This is a genomic window from Ruegeria marina (assembly GCF_900101475.1).
In the GTDB taxonomy this organism is placed as follows: Bacteria; Pseudomonadota; Alphaproteobacteria; order Rhodobacterales; family Rhodobacteraceae; genus Ruegeria_B; species Ruegeria_B marina.
Window position 1 is genome coordinate 1 of the sequence record NZ_FMZV01000035.1, and the last position, 18,492, is coordinate 18,492.

General features: G+C 58.0%; 15 protein-coding genes and 3 pseudogenes. 6 read left to right on the forward strand and 12 right to left on the reverse strand.

Annotated features, from left to right (window positions below; translation table 11 throughout):
• Nucleotides 1-166: 166 nt before the first annotated feature.
• Entirely contained in the window at nucleotides 167-499 is a 333-nt protein-coding gene (locus BLT75_RS23485; RefSeq protein WP_143028663.1) for a GYD domain-containing protein, read from the forward strand.
• Between the two features lie 89 nt (nucleotides 500-588).
• On the opposite strand, the gene BLT75_RS23490 is transcribed toward BLT75_RS23485, so the two are convergent.
• The 5 genes from BLT75_RS23490 to BLT75_RS23510 all read right to left on the reverse strand — a co-directional run bounded on the left by BLT75_RS23490 (nucleotide 589) and on the right by BLT75_RS23510 (nucleotide 6,098).
• Entirely contained in the window at nucleotides 589-1,077 is a 489-nt protein-coding gene (locus tag BLT75_RS23490; protein WP_093038075.1) for a GFA family protein, read from the reverse strand.
• Between the two features lie 320 nt (nucleotides 1,078-1,397).
• Nucleotides 1,398-2,582: a carbohydrate porin gene (locus BLT75_RS23495; RefSeq protein ID WP_093038078.1), complete on the reverse strand. Its 1,185-nt coding sequence runs from the start codon at nucleotides 2,580-2,582 to the stop codon at nucleotides 1,398-1,400.
• Nucleotides 2,583-2,608: 26 nt separating this feature from the next.
• Nucleotides 2,609-3,706 (reverse strand): alkaline phosphatase D family protein, encoded by a 1,098-nt coding sequence (locus BLT75_RS23500; RefSeq protein WP_093038082.1) that lies wholly within the window; start codon nucleotides 3,704-3,706, stop codon nucleotides 2,609-2,611.
• Between the two features lie 100 nt (nucleotides 3,707-3,806).
• On the reverse strand, nucleotides 3,807-4,574 hold the full coding sequence (locus BLT75_RS23505) for a DUF3299 domain-containing protein (RefSeq protein WP_176828246.1): 768 nt from the start codon (nucleotides 4,572-4,574) through the stop codon (nucleotides 3,807-3,809).
• Between the two features lie 87 nt (nucleotides 4,575-4,661).
• Nucleotides 4,662-6,098, reverse strand: a complete 1,437-nt coding sequence (locus BLT75_RS23510; RefSeq protein ID WP_093038090.1) for an amidohydrolase family protein — start codon at nucleotides 6,096-6,098, stop codon at nucleotides 4,662-4,664.
• A 153-nt stretch (nucleotides 6,099-6,251) separates the two neighbouring features.
• On the opposite strand from BLT75_RS23510, the gene BLT75_RS23515 reads away from it, so the two are divergent.
• Nucleotides 6,252-7,259: an AraC family transcriptional regulator gene (locus BLT75_RS23515; RefSeq protein WP_093038093.1), complete on the forward strand. Its 1,008-nt coding sequence runs from the start codon at nucleotides 6,252-6,254 to the stop codon at nucleotides 7,257-7,259.
• A 526-nt stretch (nucleotides 7,260-7,785) separates the two neighbouring features.
• On the opposite strand, the gene BLT75_RS23520 is transcribed toward BLT75_RS23515, so the two are convergent.
• Nucleotides 7,786-8,820, reverse strand: a complete 1,035-nt coding sequence (locus BLT75_RS23520) for a GlxA family transcriptional regulator (RefSeq protein ID WP_093038096.1) — start codon at nucleotides 8,818-8,820, stop codon at nucleotides 7,786-7,788.
• Nucleotides 8,821-8,946: 126 nt separating this feature from the next.
• Here BLT75_RS23520 and BLT75_RS23525 point away from each other — a divergent pair, with 126 nt between their 5' ends.
• Nucleotides 8,947-9,756, forward strand: coding sequence for a class I SAM-dependent methyltransferase (locus BLT75_RS23525; RefSeq protein WP_093038100.1), 810 nt, complete (start codon nucleotides 8,947-8,949; stop codon nucleotides 9,754-9,756).
• Nucleotides 9,757-10,206: 450 nt separating this feature from the next.
• On the opposite strand, the gene BLT75_RS23530 is transcribed toward BLT75_RS23525, so the two are convergent.
• The 4 genes and pseudogenes from BLT75_RS23530 to BLT75_RS25160 form a co-directional block, all read right to left on the reverse strand.
• On the reverse strand, nucleotides 10,207-13,158 hold the full coding sequence (locus tag BLT75_RS23530) for an ATP-binding protein (protein WP_245706642.1): 2,952 nt from the start codon (nucleotides 13,156-13,158) through the stop codon (nucleotides 10,207-10,209).
• Nucleotides 13,159-13,215: 57 nt separating this feature from the next.
• Nucleotides 13,216-13,407: pseudogene (locus BLT75_RS25345) on the reverse strand (zinc-ribbon domain-containing protein); the annotation flags it as partial.
• A complete protein-coding gene (locus tag BLT75_RS23535) occupies nucleotides 13,370-13,633 on the reverse strand; it encodes a DUF4242 domain-containing protein (RefSeq protein ID WP_093038107.1) in 264 nt (87 codons plus the stop codon). The gene BLT75_RS23535 and the pseudogene BLT75_RS25345, both read right to left, overlap by 38 nt.
• A 137-nt stretch (nucleotides 13,634-13,770) precedes the next feature.
• Nucleotides 13,771-13,902, reverse strand: a complete 132-nt coding sequence (locus BLT75_RS25160; RefSeq protein ID WP_281243206.1) for a hypothetical protein — start codon at nucleotides 13,900-13,902, stop codon at nucleotides 13,771-13,773.
• Between BLT75_RS25160 and BLT75_RS23540 the strand changes: the two are divergent.
• A pseudogene (locus tag BLT75_RS23540) lies at nucleotides 13,901-14,029 on the forward strand (IS6 family transposase); the annotation flags it as partial. The gene BLT75_RS25160 and the pseudogene BLT75_RS23540 sit on opposite strands and share 2 nt — an antisense overlap.
• A 177-nt stretch (nucleotides 14,030-14,206) precedes the next feature.
• Here BLT75_RS23540 and BLT75_RS23545 read toward each other — a convergent pair.
• The gene (locus tag BLT75_RS23545; RefSeq protein ID WP_093037800.1) at nucleotides 14,207-14,386 is read right to left on the reverse strand and encodes a hypothetical protein; all 180 of its coding nucleotides are present in this window, start codon (nucleotides 14,384-14,386) and stop codon (nucleotides 14,207-14,209) included.
• A 359-nt stretch (nucleotides 14,387-14,745) separates the two neighbouring features.
• On the opposite strand from BLT75_RS23545, the pseudogene istA reads away from it, so the two are divergent.
• Nucleotides 14,746-16,236: pseudogene (gene istA / locus BLT75_RS23550) on the forward strand (IS21 family transposase); the annotation flags it as partial.
• Nucleotides 16,237-16,243: 7 nt separating this feature from the next.
• On the forward strand, nucleotides 16,244-16,972 hold the full coding sequence (istB, locus tag BLT75_RS23555) for an IS21-like element helper ATPase IstB (RefSeq protein WP_093038110.1): 729 nt from the start codon (nucleotides 16,244-16,246) through the stop codon (nucleotides 16,970-16,972).
• A gap of 434 nt (nucleotides 16,973-17,406) precedes the next feature.
• Here the strand turns inward: istB and BLT75_RS23560 are convergent.
• A partial coding sequence (locus BLT75_RS23560) for an autotransporter outer membrane beta-barrel domain-containing protein (RefSeq protein ID WP_218129040.1) occupies nucleotides 17,407-18,492 on the reverse strand: 1,086 nt, incomplete at its 5' end.

Consider the following 18,492-nt stretch of genomic DNA (forward strand, 5'->3'; position numbering starts at 1 on the left):
TGCGGACAATTCGGCCATTCGACGATATCGCTCGATCTGGGCAGTCCGGTTTTCATGGTAACGTGCTTTTCGTCGCCCTTTGTGCTAAGCAGACCAATGGCAAGAGACCTTCCAGCAATGGAAGCCTACGAAAGTCGTGGGCACACAATCCCAAGGAAGGTACGAAATGGCTATTTACATGTTCATGATGAAATATACGCCTACTGCGGTTCAATCGATCGTCGAAGGAGACACTGATCGCCAGGAGGTGGCCCGAACCGTTTGCGAAGCCGCTGGGGGAAAACTTATCGGATTCTATGGTTTGATCGGACAGGAGCACCATGTCGCTCTGATAGCCGACATGCCGAGCGTTTCTGAGTACATTGGAACCGTACTGGTGGCAACGATGGGTGGTGCAATCGAAAGCTTCAAGACGATCCCGATGTACAGTAACGATGAAATGCACAAGGCGAGAGACACCTACAAAAAGGTCAAAGGATCTTACGCGCCGCCAAGCTGAAACAGCTACGGATGCGGTTATCCGATAAATTTTGTCGGATGACCGCCACGCGGACAGAGCAGCCCCGAGAAATCCAAAGGTGCCCTGACTCAACCCTCAACCACGTAGGGTTCTTTCCGCACGTTCGGTTCGATCGGGGTCCCGTCGTTCTCCGCTGCATGTCGTTCGTAGAAAAGAAAGCCTGGCGGCACAATGGTTCCGGGTCGCGCTTCGGACAGAAATATGTGCTTGCTGTTTTCGGGCGTCACCGAAATGGATGTAGGTTTGTCGAGCGTGCCAACATAAATTCCCAGACGGTCCGGCCATCGCTCAAAAGTCAAAGCCAACTTTGTCCCACACTCGGAGCAGAAATGGACATTTATGTCTTTACCGCTTCCATCTGAAGGAAGCGTGTAAACAGACGGGTTTCCATGAGTAAACCTGAAGGGGTCGCGTTCGAATATCGGCTCGATCATCCTATCTGAGCCTGTGGCGCGCTGGCAGAACCGACAGTAACAAATGGTAACCCACAAAGGTTCACCCCCTGTGTTGTACTCCAACTTCCCGCAAAGACAGCGGCCTGTTCGCCCATCGCTCATGTCCAGTGGAATCCTTTGACAGAGTTATCCTTTAAATCCAACGCTACCCGATCGCGACAGTGACATAAACGTTTGTCGACTGGCTCCTTTGGGCTCTGAGTCCGTATTCGCGGCGTTTGACATGAACGTCGCCTGCCGAAGCGCGAATGACTCGGGTGCGAGGAGCAAGGCGAAAGATCAATGGCTTGGCGTTTGTGGCGAATGGCCGGTTTCTTGCGATCTGAGCCAAGGTGCGTGCCGCGGTCGCATTGGGCCGCTTCGAGCCGGAAGCGGGCGCTCCTCGCCCAACGAAATGGTCATCCCAAAAGTCGTATCCAGGACTAGAAGACAACCCTAGCACGCAGACCAACGATCGTGATGCTAGACCGTCCGGGATTGAGCAGCGGATTGTTGATGAACTGGATCGACGGTGTGATCTGGAGGCTAGGGGAAATCGAGAAGCGATAGAATGCTTCCAGCGTTGTCTGGCTGCCGGGAATGCCATTCGCCTCGGCCCAGTTTACACCCAGACCGGCCAGATCAGTGTTGCGGCCAAAATAACCAATCCCGGCGGAAACAGACTTTTCGTATAGCGCCGCCGTACCCTTGGATATCCCGGCCCGAAAAAACGGCATCCACCGGTTGTCGATAAACCACGCGGCAGAAAACGCGGCGCCATAGTCCTCGGCCCGGCTGCCGTCTTCGGCTGCGTCCGCGTGCCAGAGCGTCAGGTGGACATTGTCGAAATATAGCCGGTCAAACCCGGAGGTGTAGCCGATCTCGAGGCTCTTGAAGAGGTTACCATGTGAGAACACATCGAAATCTGGCGATGTCGGATCTGCGTTGGCATCCGCCACGCTGGCGACTGCGTAGAAATTCGATCCCAGCTTAATGCCACCGGCGATGCCAAGACCGGGATTAGGGGCGTTGATTGTCGGGTTGGTGTTGAACGCAAGGTTCTGGAATGCGCTGTAGGGACTTACGAGACCGTAAACGTCTACGAAGTCGGTCACGTCGATCTGACCGATTTGTAGTGTCCAGCTACTGTCGGCCGCGCGCTGGGTCCAGAACAGGTTGGTCAGCATCGTACCGTTATCATTGAACGCGGTACCGGTGATAGAGAGGGCACCTCCGTCCAGTCCCAGAGGTTGCGGCGCTATGGCGCCGTAGGCATGGCGGTTTTCCAACTTGAAGGTCAGCGACCCATGCTCGGTCGCTTGCCAGCTGCCATAGAACCGCGCGATCCCGCCCCCCGCCTCGCCCGCGCCGAGATCTGAGGACGAGCCTTGCCACAATGACAGGTAATCAAGGCTGAAGCGGAACCCGTTCTCAGCCAGTCCGTCCTTCCAGACAAACCAGCCCGGCGCGACGTTTCGCGGGAAGTCGGAACGCGGTTGCGGGTCCGACAACCCGTCGCTAGGTTTCAGTTCGGCGGCGGCAGAGGACGGGCCCGCGAGGCCTTGTGCCAAAACGGTTACTGGCGCGAGTGCCGCCGCGATAAACGCCGTGATGCGAATGGCTTTCAAACGTGTTTCCTCCGACCTATGGCGTTTTAGGTCACTTTCAGCGCTGAGAGTTGCACTATGTGTTCGAACTGGACTGATCCTTCAGAATCGAGACAGGTTAATTCGACAATCGTCCCTTCAGTGTCTTCCCACCGGATATTTATCTCTCCGAAATTGAACCCCGTGAATGGACCGGCCACCCGTCTCGAGTTTTTCAGCTCGGCATAGGCCGGTGTCGAATGTGTCAAGCCGCTGGAGGTGAAGTCGGTCAGTGGATAAGGACCTTCATCCGTCCTCGACACCTCGCTGAAATGCACATTGCCCGACAGGAGGATCACGCCTTCCGCACCTGTTTTTCCGATCAGGTCGAACAGTTTCCGACGCTCAGCGGGAAAATTTCCCCATTCCTCCATCGCCTTTTCGTCGGCCACGATCTGGGTGCCGGATGCGATCAATCGGAGCTCGGCGGGTTCCTGCAATTGTTCTTCCAGCCATTGCCATTGCGTCGCACCAAGCAGGGTCGCGTTGGTATCGGTTGAAGGCAGATACTGGCCGCGGATATTCAGGGCAGCCTTTTCCTCCACGCTGCGCTGATCAGAGGTATAGGGCGATTTGAACGTCCGGCAGTCGAGCAGAATGATCTGGACGCGGCGACCCTCAGGGCCGTAAATCATCGCGTCGTAAATCCCGGGCCTGTTGCGTCTTTCCGTGTTCTGCGGCTCGCCCAAGAAATCGAGGAAAAGCTTCTTCGATTGTTCCTTCAGTTCGAACTCGGCGCCGCCGTCATGCTTGCCAAAATCGTGATTATCCCATGTGGCAAGAATCTTGAACTGTTCGCGAAATGCCGCGAATTCCGGGATCGCTGCCAATTGCTCCCAATCTGCACGGAGACTTTCTTCCGTCGCTGTGAAGACCTCATCTCCGTGCCAGTCCCCATAAATCGCGTCTCCCAGTGAGAGGAAGAGGTCCGGTTCACGACGCGCGATTGTGTTCCAGATCGGTTGTGGCTCCCACTGTTTGGCGCATGAGCCAAAGGCAATGCGCGATATCGTCTGGTTGGCTTGTTGTCCCATCGCTTGGGAAAGCGGGGCCACAGACATGCCTGCGGCAGCTGCGGAGGACAGGAAAAGACGTCTTGTCAGCATTGGATCAACGCCTCCTTGGAGATTGCGCGGTTATTCCATGACATTGCAGAGGAGGCGTGGGACATTCCCGAAACGATGCGCCCAGCACGTCCGCAACGCATCAGTTCGTTTCTCCAATCTCCTTCTGAGGAAGCTGTCCTGAAACGTGCAGGCGTTCCACAATGGCCGCCGCCCACGTATTTTCTTGCCGGGAGCCGGCGGTGTCCTGCATATCCTGCGTCGTCAAAGCCCCTGTCGCCTCCATCTCATAAGCGGCGCGCATCGGTACCAGGCCGTCGACGACCTGAATGTCATGAGTCGTGTCGGACAGGCTCAGGCGTCCGGTAAGTTGCACCGGTTCGTGCATAGTCGTCGGTTGCCAATCTCCCTTGATCATTACCCGCACCATTTGATTGGGTTTGGGGGGTGGCGTGTGGCTGCACATCCCGCGTTCAGGGACCAGATACGCCACCGGCGTGCCGTCATCCGTCGGCGGTGCAGGAATGGCGTACCCCGTCAGCACGACCAACTTGCCGTTGAGTGCAGCATTTCCGGAAACCGCGGCTCGTTTGCGTCGTTCCGCCACTGCCCAACGTTGCGAAAGAAGGTTATGTGCGTCGATGCCCTGTTCAGCCAGTGAAGCCTCGGCTGCATTCAGCCGAGCTTCGATCTCATCGCGGGTCTTGGTCGCAGAAACGTCATCTTCAAGCCGCTGCTGAGCTTTTGCGATGATACGCAGTTTCTCGAGTTGTTCGTAGCCCAATTCACGAAAAGGGTCTTCATAGACCTGTGCGATTGGGTCGATCAGGTCGGTCCAGGTAATCGGTGTTTGAGCAGTGGCTGCATATGCAGGAATAAACGCCAGTAGCGCCAAGAGCGTTGCGCGCACGTCGATCTCCCAGTCTTTTCACAGGTTGTCGTGTAGCGGGGTGGCCCGAGGTAAATAAAGCCGCCCCGCAATATCCAGATCAGGCAATCATGGATAAGTTTTCGGCTCACGAACCGCTGGCCGGTACATGATGCTGTCGCTTTCGACCATGGTGTTCTTGTAGGCGCGGCCATCCTTCATTACGAGTTGCAGCTTGTCTTCGTCGAGGATCAGGTTGATATCCTCCAGCGGGTTGCCATCCCAGATCAGAATATCGGCATAGCTGTCAGGCGCGATCTGGCCGAGCTTGTAGGTGGGATAGGGGTTCTTCGGCCCCGACCAAGTCAGAACGATCCCAGCATTGCCCGTGTAATGCTTCAGAGCCTGTGCGGGTGTATATCCGACAGACGTGGGGCAGACGATGTCTTCCTTGATCTTCTCGACTAGGCCGGGACTGAACATATCCGACCCTCCCACGATGAACATACCGTACTCGTTCATCCATTTTGACATACGGCGAACACCTTCACCGGCAGCGACACCTTTGAGCTTTTGCTCATGGGTAAAGAACGCCGGCATCGTCTCATAGCTTCCGAAGGAATTTACACTCATGTAACACTGGAAGCTCCAGACGATGTCCTGGCTCTCATTGTACCTGGCGACCATGCGCTTCACCATGTCTTCTGAAATCAGGAAACCATGCTCGAATGATCTTGTACCGAGGCGCAGATGGCGGTCGTAGCTTTCGTCGGAATAGGCATGCACCGCCACGTAGGTTCCGTTGTCCTTCGCAATCTCGTTGGCACGCGCCACCTCATCTTCGGCGAGACCGAGGATCTCCAGCGGGTCGAATTCGCTAGCCACACCGCCACCCCCCATGACCTTCAGGAACGCGGCCCCACGGCGGAAATTGAACCTTGCCGCGCGGGTCACGTCGTCAACGCCATCCACGACCCAAGTCATCTGCGTCGCCTGCCCAACATCCTGATTCTCTTCCAGAAGACGAGCGGGGTAGTTACGTGCCGCCCAGTCACTGTGACCGCCAGTCTGACCGATTGCACCACCGGATGAATAGATCCGCGGCCCCGGCAACAGGCCCATGTCGATCGCCTTAGCGACATCCAGCGGATCGCCGGCAATGTCCCGTATCGTGGTGATGCCCTTCATGAGCATGTTCCGATTGAGATGGTGCATCGCAAAGGCGCCACTTGCAGCTTCGTCCCATCTGGCAATGAAAGAGCCTGTGCCTTCGGGCATGTTCAGCATCACGTGCTGGTGCATGTCGATGAAGCCCGGCGTCATAGTCTTGCCAGTGCCATCGACCACGAACGCGCCCTCGACCTCGATCGGATCGGTCGAGACCTGCGTGATGACGTTACCCTCGACGAGCACGTTGGCATCCTCGATCAGGTCCGGACCGAACCCGTCGAAGACATCCACATTGGTAAACAGGATCGGCGGTGGTCCCTCCTGCGCATGCGCGACGGCAACAGGGGAAAAAGCGAAAACGGTCGCGAGCAAAACAGATTTGATTGAACTGGGCATGACTCTGGCCTCCCTTGTGGCGAATTCCAAAGAGGATAGACGAGAAAGCGTTCAAGCCGGTTGCCAGTTTCGATTCTGAAAAGTCGATTCTTAACCCCAAAAGTGGCAACACTCTTTGCGCCACGCATGCTAGGCTTAGCTTAGGAGACGCCAATGCCACTTCAGACCGACCACGAATTCCACCGGGAAGGCTTCATTCGCCTCGCGCTGGTGGCTCCCTTTCTGAACTACCTTAAAGAGCGCGGTATCGACCCGCGTCCGGCGCTGGACACGGTTGGATTAAGTGCCGATCAAATCAATGACACGGGCGTCTACGTCCATTCCGAGCTTGTCTTCGGGCTCTTGAACGGGTTTTCGGATCTGGCTGGCGACAGGTATCTCGGCCTTCGCGTGGGCGAAGCGTTCGACCTGCAAGCCTGGCCTCCTTTCGCGACGTCCCTGCAATCAGCGACTACCCTGTTCGAGTTCATGGCCAGTTTTGTACGCCTTGTCCCACAAGAGTCGAGTTCTGTGCGACATAGCTTGATCGTGGAGGCAGAGCGAGCGATCTACCGCATCTCGCGACTTCAGGAACCCGCGGTCGCTCCTGTCCAAGTCACTGGTTTCGGAGCGGCGGTATATGTACGGCTTTTGCAATCTGTGGCCGGCAACGCTTGGAACCCCGGAGAGGTTGTATGGGAAACCCGCTATATTGCTGGCCTGCCGCCACGCTATGCCGGCGTCCAAACCCGGTTCATGCCCGACCCTGGCATGCAGCTGAATTTTCCGGTCGATTGGCTGTTTCGAGACGTGTCGAAGATGCCTGATAACACGCCGCCGAAACGGCTGGCCCTTGACGATGAGGTAACGATCGTTGCGGCCTTGCGGTCCATCCTGAGGGACAAGCTGGATGAGCCGGATCTGGGTCCGGATGCCATTGCGGGTTTTCTGGGTATTCAGAGCAACCGTTTACTCAATGCTCTGAAGCATCATGGCACGACCCTGCCACGCGAGATCAAGCGCCTGAGAACCGACCTTGCCGAAGACCTCTTACGCAATAGCGACAAGACCGCTGGCGAAATTGGTGCAAAACTGGGCTATACAGACAAGGCCCATTTCACGCGCTTCTTCAAGTCCCAAACCGGGATGACACCATCGGAGTTTCGATCCAGGTTGCCTTAAATGAAATCCGCGGCCGGGTCGGTGATAACAGTGTCGTTCTCTTCAGGCAGCCGCCACCGACAAGATCGTTTCAATACGAGTGGCTGGTTTGTCCGCGTTTCAGTCATTGATGTTCGGGAAATGCTGCGCGGGACACGAACGACGGCAATGCGGAAGCGGCACTGCCGCATCGCGGGACCAAGCGAGCGGCTCCTTTGGGCCGAAATTGTCAAACTAGGCACCGCAATTCGGTTCTGGAACGGCGGTTGCGCCCTCCCGCAACCAAAATTTCCACACAAGATCAAATGTTTAGAGCCCGCCTTAAGCCGTCGGGTTATTTGCGTTCCAGTTTACATCAACGCCACATCAACACCAAAACAGAAAAACCGCACCGGCACGCGTATGTCTGCAATCGCAGGCAGCGTTCGGCAATTTGAGACCAGCACTCCACACGGGGTATGTTTCTAATTGCGCCAGACCGGCCAATCGGGTCCGCTGGAACCTATCGGCAGTTCGGAGTCCAAGCCCAAAGCTGCAAAGATCAGCCTCAACGAGCTGATAGGAAGCCCCTGCTGGAAAAGCGCCGTCGGTACTCGGCTGGACTAAGCCCCGTCATCTTCTTGAATAACCGGCGGAATGCACGCGGGTCCGAATACCCGACGGCTTCCGAAATCGCATCAACGTTCTTAACGTCCATCTCAAGAAACTGCTTGGCCTCTTCGATCCGGAGCGACTGCACATAGTCTTTTGGACTATATCCGGTCGCGGCGCGGAAGCGTCGGTCGAATGTGCGCCGCGGAAGGCCACAGCGGGAGATCATGCGCCCCACTGCGTCGCCTTCGCTGTAGGCGTTGGCAAGCCAAGCCTGGCACTCCTGAATGACGGCGTCCTCACTCTGCAAGCGTCTCATGGGGGCTGCATAATGCCGCTGGCCGTCGGGCTTTGGATCCACGCAATAGAAACGAGCAGATTTCGCAGCGTGTTCAGGTCCGATGTATCGCGCGATCAGGTAGAGCGCGAGATCCTGCCAGGACGCCATCCCGCCCGACATGACGATCGAGGCACCTTCGCCTGCGAAGGTCAACGTACGGTCCGGACAAAAAGCCACCTGTGGGTACCGCTTCTCAAAGACTTCTGCCATCGACCAATGCGCCGTTGCCTCTTCACCGTCGAGCAGCCCGGCGTCCGCCAAAAGCGCCGAGCCAGAGCAAGCTGTTGCAAGACGGGCACCGGCCGCGTGGCGCTCGACGACCCAGGCTATTTCCGAACCCAAAACTTCCTTCGGAGGGGTCAGCATGCCGATCCTGAAGTTGGGTAGACAGATGATCTCGGCGTCATTCGCCTCCTCTAGAGTCGCATCGGGCATCACCGGTACGCCGCTGATACAGCGGAATGGCTCTTTCGTGCGCGCAACAATCCTCACGCGTGTCATGGGCGGGGTGGGCGTACCTTCGGTCAGATACGACCACGCCGAACCCACCGAAGTCAGCAGGTCGTAGAGGCCGTAGAGAATGGCGCCCCTGCAACTCTCGGCAGCCAGAACGTCGATCCGCAAAGGATCAGCGGTGAAATCCCTGGTCATCAATTCACGGGACCTCCTCTGTTGGACCGGTGGCCGAATTGGCCCTCTTCTGGCCAGTTCGACCCTGACGCGATCGATCTTCCTGCATCAGTTTGGAGTAACCCAAGAAACTATGCGAGGAAAATCATGACCTATGAAGTATTCAAATTCGCCGAAAAAGCGGGCTGGGACGCGCGCGCAGCTGCTTACAACGACTTCACGGGGCAGGTGACAACGGCTGCAATTCCCACGCTTCTAGCAATGGCCGAAACGGCCCCTAGTAAGCGCATTCTCGACCTTTGCTGCGGCACTGGGCGGGCTGCCGGCGCAGCAAGTGCGCTTGGCGCCCAATCTGACGGGATCGATGTCTCCGCAGCGATGGTCGAGGCAGCTCGGAGCGCTTTCCCATCCGTGAGCTTTGAAACGGGCGATGCTGAAGCGATCCCGAAACGCGATGGCACGTACGATGCCGTGATTTGCTCCTTCGGGGTCATGCATGTGGGCAGCCCCGAGGCCATGTTCAACGAGATTGCACGCGTTCTGAAACCTGGAGGTCGAGTTGCACTCAGCCATTGGATCGGTCCTCCTGAGTCGCCGCTTTTCCGGATCGTCTTTGGCACGATGCAGCGGCTTGCAGACATGTCGGTCGTACCACCGTCCCCGCCTCCTTTCGCGCTTTCTACCGAAGACTCCATGCGAGAGGCCCTCGAGCCGGCGGGCTTCCGCGGGGTGTCGAGTGTCCGGCTACCGCTCGTCTTCAAGGCACCCAAGGGCAAATTCGCCGAACACTTCAGGGTTTTCGCCGCAAGGGCAGCGGTCATTCTGGACAAGCAGCCTGAAGATATCGTGAAGGAAATCTACACCACCTGGGAAACTCAGTTGCAGGACTTCCTAGTCGACGGGGAATACCATGTTCCGATGCCAGCCATAGCTGTTTCTGCCGTTCGTGCAGTTTAGGTCGAAGAACAGCCTTCGACCGGCGTTCGTAGCTTTTCGTGACGCAGATTACAGAGATCTGCCACGCCTCACGTTAACGTGGTGTCATACAGTGGAGGCTCTCATGACCATTTCATCGACAAAACCCGCCAACATCTTTGACACATTGGTGCGTGCATTTCAGCAGTGTGCCAAGATGCAACGCCGTGTCGACCGGTTCCACTGACCCCCTTACTTCCCCGTGGACTTTGTCCACCAAATAGCCCCGGAGGTCTTCCCAGAGGCTCATCCTGCCTTGTCTCCAGGGCTACCCTTCCAAACAGGATTTGGATGTGGCGACCTTGGCAATACAACAGGAGTGTGTGCCGCGCAGGATGTGTCCCAAGAAGAGATAACGGTCTGCCTTATACGTCGGGATGGCGAACTCATACCCGCCTTTATCACCTCGTGGAACGACGTCAGGCCGGACGCTTACGAACTGCCACCCGCCATATCCTTGGAAATCTGTTCGGTGAGCGGACGCATCTTGCAATTTTCGGCGATGTCGAGGGCTTCACTCAGGCAGGCTTGGGCTGCCTTGTGTTGCCCGGTTTGATTCAGTACCGCGCCAAGCGTATGGAGTGCGTATGCCAACACGCCTTGGTTTCCATTCTGGCGGGCTCGGGCGACAGCGACACGAGCCTGGTCTTCGCCTTTTCGAGTGTCGCCCAATGCAGCCCAACAAGCGGCAAGGTGAACGGCCTGCGTTCCTCGGCTACCGCCTCCGCTGGATTCCATCGCCACTGCCTGCTGTAAAAGTGGCAACGCCTCCTCCGCGCGGTTCATCCGGATCAATGCGAGACCAAGCGGGGAGGCAACGGAATGGAACCAGGCGTGGTTCTCATCTTCTTTCGTCAGCGACAAGACCGATTGCAGCGTCTCGGCGGCCAGTTCGGTGTGGCCGAACCGCAGCCAGAACAACCCGGTGGCAATACCTGAAAGGATCCGGAAAAACGGCGGGCGATCATGCGCCAGATCGTTCTGGCAATCGAGCACCTCAAATTTCACTTCTTCGAACCGCCCCAACTCGGCTGCACACCAGATCAGCCACATGCGCGCCAGCGCATAAGTGACAGGAGACAGTTCGTGTGGCGATCCGGCCTGGGTCTGGAACGCCTCCATCACCGTACGGGCGGAGAAGAAAGCTTCCTCGAACCGTCCGAGAACTGCGAGTATCTGTGCCTGCAGGAATTGCAACTCGGCAACTTCGCGGTGCTCACCCAGACATCTGTTGTCAGTGATCAGGATGTCGATACGGGTTAGGGCATCGGCAAGCTGACCCTGCGCGACTGCATTGCCGATGAGGTGCCGTCGCACCAGGAGCGATCGTTTTGCATCGCCAATCCGATCGCAGATCGCCTGGGCTTCGTTCAGACGGGTCTCAATATCCTGAAATCGCGACTTCGCGAAAAGCCCTTCGCGCAGAGTGAGACGAATGTCGATCGCGAGGCGGTCAATTTCGGCGGTCCGAGTTGGCACGCGTGTCTCGGCTTGCAGAGCTTCGCAGAGCATGTCGATGCTCTCGGCATAAGCCAGTCGGGCACCTGCCCGACGGCCCGCTTCGAAATAGGCTTGGGCCGCCTGCTCGAACAAACCGGCTCGAAGGGCTTGCCTACCCATCATCGAATGCCGTCCCCGCCCGTAATAGCCTGCTTCCAGAAACGCATAGATCTTTTGATGCAGGCGCCGCCGCTTGGGGTGCAGCAGGGATCGATAGGCTGCCTCGCCCACTACCGGATTGACAAAGGTATAGAGTATTCTGGGTAGAAACCCGGTCTCGCGCACCATCCCGCTGTCGATAACCACTGCAAGCAGGCTCTTCATTTCGTCTTCCGACTTGTCGGTCAGGGCGCAGAGAGTTTCCAGAGATGCCGGCTGCTCGAATGCCGCGCCAACCTGAAGCAGGTGCCTCGCGCCCTCGGGCAGGCGATCGATCCTTTCTTCGAAGAGATCGGCGATACTGTCGGGGACGATTATCTCGTCCGCGGTGTCCCGGCCATCATCGGGCTCTCCGCGCTCGGCCAGGTGTCGGGCGAACTCGGTCAGGAACCGCGGGTTGCCTTCCGCCCGGTCGAGAACGCGTTCGACGACCGATTTCGATACGCCCGTATCAGCAAGCTGTTTCAACAGAAGCTGGGCGGAGGTCGCTCGGTCCAACGGCCTCAACTGCAAGACCTGACGCACGATCGGCCGGAAATCTGCCATATCTTCGCGCGCGAACAGGATCAGCAGCAGGGGTTCGGTGTCCACCATACCTACCGCAGCTTTGAGAAAATTTCGGCTGGATGCGTCCGACCACTGGAAGTTGTCGATGGCGATGATCAGAGGACCCTGTGCAGCCAGTGTCGTGAGCACTCGCTTTAACGCGGTCAGGGCCGATATGCGTCGTTGCTCGACCTTTTGCGGGTCCATTTCTTCGCTGTCGGACAGCAGCAGCCAGTTCACATCGTCAACGTGCCCGGCAAGGCCTTCGTCCAATTGGACCAGCCGTTCCGCGATTATCTGTGCCAGTTTTGACTGATCTTTCGGGTCGATCATCAGTAAAGCCAACACCAGTCGGCGCAGCAAGGCGTTCGGGTCGGACTGATCGAGCGACCGGCTTGACGCTAGGACAATTCGAATATTGGTCGGTTGCAGTTGCCTGCTGAACTCCAAAAGCAGCCTGGTCTTTCCAAGACCTGCACCACCAAGAACGGAAATGATGTCACCGCCGCCTTCGGACAACTGACCGACGGCTGCAGTGAAGAAGTTCATTTCCCGTTCCCGCCCGATGAACGGCAATTGCACAGAGGCATTTTCGAGCAAGATATCCTGTGGGTTGGTCCCCACCGAAATCAGCTGAAAGCCGCCTTTTTCTTCCAGCTTTCGCGCGTCGATAGCGTATCCGGCGAGGTGTCGAGTGGCATCGCTGATCAAAACAGTTCCCGGCGCGGCTGCTGCTTCTAGATGCGCGGCATTGTTGACCACTTCACCCATAGCGTCGAGGTTGACCCTGCCGTTGCCTTCGGTGACGTTGACCACCGCCGTGCCCGAACTCAGCCCAACCCTTAACTGCACCGGACTCCCATTTGGGGCGACGAGGCGATCGGCAAGAGACAGGAGATCCATCGCCGCGTAACAGGCTCGATATGCGTGGTCTTCCAACGCAAGCGGTGCGCCAAAAACGCAGAACATTCCGTCTCCCATGATCTTGGCAACAACGCCACCTGCGGCCTCGATGGCGGGTGTCAGCGCTTCGATCGAGCGGGTCAGGAAATGCCGGGCATCTTCGGGGTCAAGACCGGCAACCAGCCGCGTCGACCCGACAATATCGGCAAAGACGATCGTGACATGCTTGCGTGCTTCCTTGCTGGAACCAACCGCGCCCGGCTCTTCGGCATGCATCGCCGCTGACGGGGCCGGGCGGGCCTTACCGCTTGCGGAGGGCGCTCCACAGCCGTGGCAGAACCGGGCGCCCGGTTGCAGTTCCGTGGCGCAACTGGCGCATCGCGGCTTCTGCTGTGCGCCGCATCCCGGGCAAAACCGAGCATTCGGAGGCAGTTCGCTTCCGCAAGACGCGCAATTTGCTAGGTTGTCGTTCTCGGGCAAGGTCGTTTCAGGGGGTAAGGTCCAGAGCTTCGACCACCCGCACATAGGGGATTTGAGCGGTCTTGTTCACCGCCTCGACATCGGCGGCATTCTCGGCCTCGAAAAGGCACATCGACCGGTCTTCGCCCGGAACGAAAGTCGTACGGATGTAGCGTACTGCGCGCCCGTCCTCACCGAACGCGCTGGAACATTCGATGGCCCGCTTTTGCGCGGCCGCGAGCTGTTCCATCGTAATCCCCTTCAGATCACGCTCGACCATAAACACAGCCATGTGAAATTCCCCCGCTGGTATCCACGCTTGCTGTTAATACTAACAAAACAGCGATACGGAAAAAAGTCCGGGATGCCTTGCCAAACACTGATGGTATTTCTGCTTTCCTGAAAGGAAGACAGAGTTCAGCGCGCAGTCTATTGATCGGCCCCCAGCAGCCGCTCCATGAGCTTGGTCTTCAGCTCTTTCATCAGCCCGGCATCGCCGAGCGGCGGTGGCAGAAGGAACCCGGTTGAGCGGGGCAGGGCGGTCTCGTGGCCTCTGAGCATGCCGAAACGTGAACAGTTCAAATACTTCCACAGCAGCCCAGAGATCATTCGTCTGGCAGTGATGCTGGACGTCAGATTTCCCCTGTCATCGCGCAATGTCGAGGATCTGCTTCAGGAGCGCAGCCTCGCCAGCCGACAGAAATTCAGGCTCAACCGGGCCGCCGCTCTGGCCGAGTGGCGTCGACTTGCTGCGGCATAAACGGCAGGGTTATTGTCCAATAGGAACACACTGATTGTTTACCGGGTTACTTCTCAGCAGAAATCAACAATTCGGGTCCTTTGCTTGCGGGTCTGATAAACCTGATCAGTGATCGATATTCCGCGCCGCCTCCTCGATGCGCAGGCAAACACGGTCAGCGTCTCCAAGGTCGTACGATAACAAGAGGGCCAGTTTCGCGAGGAAGAGTTCGCGCCGCGTGGCACCAACCGCATCCAGGTTCAAAGCAAGAGCCTCGTAGACGGTTTCAACTTCTCCAGGTGTCATTTCCGGTCCTTCCCAAGAGATCTATTCAACGCCTCGCATACCAAGGCCGATGACGGGCGCGTCCAACGCGACGCGATATGCCCGTCGGGTCTGACCAAATACGCGTTTCCGAGACCTGCGGCGAGGACTTCGGCGACTTCTGAACCAGGGTGCAGAACGACAGTGGCGAGGTCGCTGTCGGCCACCGTTTTAGCAAGGCCGGGATCAAAAGTTATCAAAGTGAACCCCGGCCCCAAACAGTCAGATGTGGAACGGCATGCAAAACTGACCCCCATCTTGGGGTGATCGGCGTCCAAAAGTGACCCCCCTGATAATTCTGATCAGAAGCTTCCTCAAAAGCATGAGGGAGCAGTCAGGGGATGTTGGTTGTGGAGACGATCGCGAAGATCAGGCGAGCGCATTTTGTCGAGGGCAAGTCGATCAAGCAGATCTGCCGCGAGTTGCGGTTGTCGCGGAACACGGTGCGGAAAGTCATCAGAACTGGTGCGACCGAGTTCACCTATGACCGCACGACGCAGCCGCGTCCGAAGATCGATCCCTGGCGGCCCGAACTGGACGACATGCTGGCCGAGAATGCCCGACGGCCGAAGCGGGAACGCCTGACACTGATCCGGGTCTACGAGGAGCTGCGCAACCGCGGCTATGACGGCAGCTATGATGCCGTGCGCCGATATGCGGCCAGTTGGTCGAAGGCGGCGCAGGAGGCGTCGACCAGCGCCTATGTCCCGTTGAGCTTCGATCCGGGCGAGGCCTACCAGTTCGACTGGAGCCATGAGATCGTGATCCTCGACGGCGTGACCACGACGGTCAAGGTCGCCCATGTCCGTCTCTGCCACAGCCGGATGCCGTTCGTGCGGGCCTATCCCCGTGAGACCCAGGAGATGGTATTCGACGCGCACGACAGGGCCTTCGCGTTCTTCGGCGGGGCCTGCTCCCGGGGCATCTATGACAACATGAAGACGGCGGTGGACACGATCTTCGTTGGCAAGGATCGCGCCTACAATCGCCGGTTCCAGCAGATGTGCGGGCATTATCTGGTCGATCCGGTTGCCTGCACCCCGGCCTCCGGCTGGGAGAAGGGTCAGGTCGAGAACCAGGTGGGCGTGATCCGGTGGCGGTTCTTCGTGCCGCTGCCGAAGTTCAGATCGTATGCCGAACTGAATGCCTGGCTCGAGGACCGATGCATTGCCTATGCCAAGGCGAACAAACATCCCGACGTCCCGGACAAGACGATCTGGGAGGTATTCGAAGAGGAGCGTCCGAACCTGGTGCCTTATGTCGGCCCGTTCGATGGATTCCATGCCGTCCCCGCGTCGGTGTCCAAAACCTGTCTCGTGCGGTTCGACAAGAACCGTTACTCGGTCGACGCCCGCGCGGTTGGCCAGCCCGTCGAGATCCGCGCCTATGCCGACCGTCTGGAATGCTGGCAGGATGGACGGATCGTGGGACGCCATGATCGCGCCTTTGGCCGCGGCAAGACGATATACGACCCGCTCCACTACATCCCGGTTCTGGCGCGCAAACCTGGTGCCCTGCGCAACGGGGCACCGTTCAAGGAGTGGGACCTGCCTCCAGCCCTGCGCCGTGTTCAGCGCAAGCTCGAACGGCAGCCCGGTGGCGACCGCCAGGTGGTCGATATCCTCGGCGCCGTGCTCACCGACGGCCTGGATGCAGTCGAAGCCGCCTGTGCGGAGGCACTGTCTCACAACGTTCACTCCGCCGGCGTCGTGCTGAACATCCTGGCGCGTCACCGCGAACCGCCGCCACCCCTGACGATCGCGACGCCGGAGGCGCTGAAGCTGGGCCGCGAGCCTGCGGCCAATTGCGATCGTTATGACAGCCTGAGGAGAACAACGAATGGAAAGATCACAGGTGCTGGACGCCATGGGTCAGCTGAAGCTCTACGGCATGAGGACGGCCTACGACGAGATCATCACCACGGCGGTCAAACGACAGCACGAGCCGCAGCAGATCATCGGCGATTTGCTGACCGCCGAGATCCGTGAGAAGCAGGCGCGCTCGATCAAATACCAGATGACCATCGCCAAACTGCCGCTGGCCAAGGAGGTCGACGAGTTCGACTTCGAAGCGGCCGAGGTCAACGAGACCCTGATCCGCGACCTCGCCACCGGCGACTTCCTGGATCATCAACGCAACCTCGTGCTGATCGGCGGCACGGGGACCGGCAAGACCCATCTCGCGGTCAGCATCGCGCGCGCCTGTATCCGGAACGGCCGCCGCGGGCGGTTCTTCAATGTCGTCGATCTCGTCAACAAGCTCGATGCCGAAGCGCGCGCCGAGCGCCAGGGTAGAACCGCCGATTTGATCTCCCGCCTCGACTTCCTGATCCTGGACGAACTTGGCTACCTCCCGTTCGCCCAGACCGGCGGCCAGCTCCTGTTCCACCTGATCAGCAAACTCTACGAACGAACTTCTATCATCGTCACAACCAACCTCGACTTTGGCGAATGGCCGACGGTCTTCGGCGACGCAAAGATGACCACCGCACTCCTCGACCGCCTCACCCACCATTGCGAAATCGTCGAGACCGGCAACGAAAGCTGGCGCTTCAAAAACAGAGCATAGCGCGAACGGCAACCCCGCTGGCCCGCCGCCGCTGCGTTACATGGGGACTACGCAGCGCCGGGCCAGCTCACCTCCAGGGGGTCAATATTGGACGCCGATAGGGGGTCACGATTGGAAGCCGATTGACAGGACGGATACATTTGAACAAAGGGCGGAGGGAGATCCGGGTCAGCGCCGCAATGCTTGGTAAGGTTAATTGACGCTGCTCACCGTCTCGTAAATAGGAATCAACCAGTTGCTTCTCGGCGGCATCACCGCCAAGCGGATGATCTCGGGGCTGGTCTTGAAATCGCGAAATGGCGATCATTTCGTCATGACCGAACGCTACAAAACCGCCTTGCCCGCCTCAAGCGGATTTGCTTTGATAGCACCATGCCGCATCCTACAAAAAAGGCCTCCCCTGGCCAACTGTGCCGATCATCCAGGCACAGTTTCTAAAAACTGTAGGAAAGAAAGGCGGACACTTCGAAAACATCAAGATTGCTTTCAAACCCACTCAGGTAACCGAGCTCGAACTCGAAAAACAGGGAATCCGAATTGCGACCGCGGATGCCCAACTTGATGGTTCCGTTGAACGAACCATCCGAGTAAACAGAGTGCCCTGTAATGGGAATGCTGCCGTTGGTTCGAGCGGAAACTCCTCCAAACTCTGCAAAGGGTTCATAGATAGTTCCGCCGTTTATGAAGGGGCGGCTGATTTCGATTTTTGGCACGATCGAAAGCACAGAATAAGACGGGACATCAGTCGGAATCACCACCGGTACACTGCCGACGTTTCCAGCCAGATTAAATTGGGCTCCGTCGACGTAGCTGTAAACTGCTTGCAAAGATGGGCGGAGGAGGAAATTTTCCCACTGGTATTGCCCATCCAAGCTTAGACTTGCGCTGAACCGGCTCTGATCGAATTCGCCTTCGAGGCCAGCTAACGAAAAGTCAGTGGATACCCGTCCGAAACTCAGCAATCCGCCCAAGGCCCAGTTTTCGTGGATCAGAGTGGAGAAATAGGGCCCGATGCTGAAGCCTGTCGAGTCGCGCGTAAACGCGCCGTTCAACCCTGTGATTTCGCTTCGATCCAGTTCCAGCTGAATCCCGACGACTGCATTCGTGGACACCAGTTTGTCGACACCAACGCCCAAGAACCAACTGTTTGAATCGCTTGAAAATCGACCGCGGTCATCTTGGCTGCCCAAAGAGCTAACTTGGGTCCAGATATTCCATTCTCTTGGGGCTTCGAGTGCCCTCCCGGTGGTAAGCGGAGGCGTGCCCAGGTACGAAGACGGGTGGGCTACAAATGGGTCACATATCCTCTCGTCCAGCTTGCCGTTGGGAGGCGATGTGCACTGATCGTCAGGTCGTGCTGCGCTAGTTTGAGAAGCTTTTTCAGAGCGTTCCACGGGCGCGACGATCACTGGTCTACTTGGAGAAACGGGCACTTCCGGGGTGACCCCGGTTGGCGGGATCGTCCCGATCGGCGGGGTGACCCCGACGGGCAGTTCCGGGGTGACCCCGGTTGGCGGGAT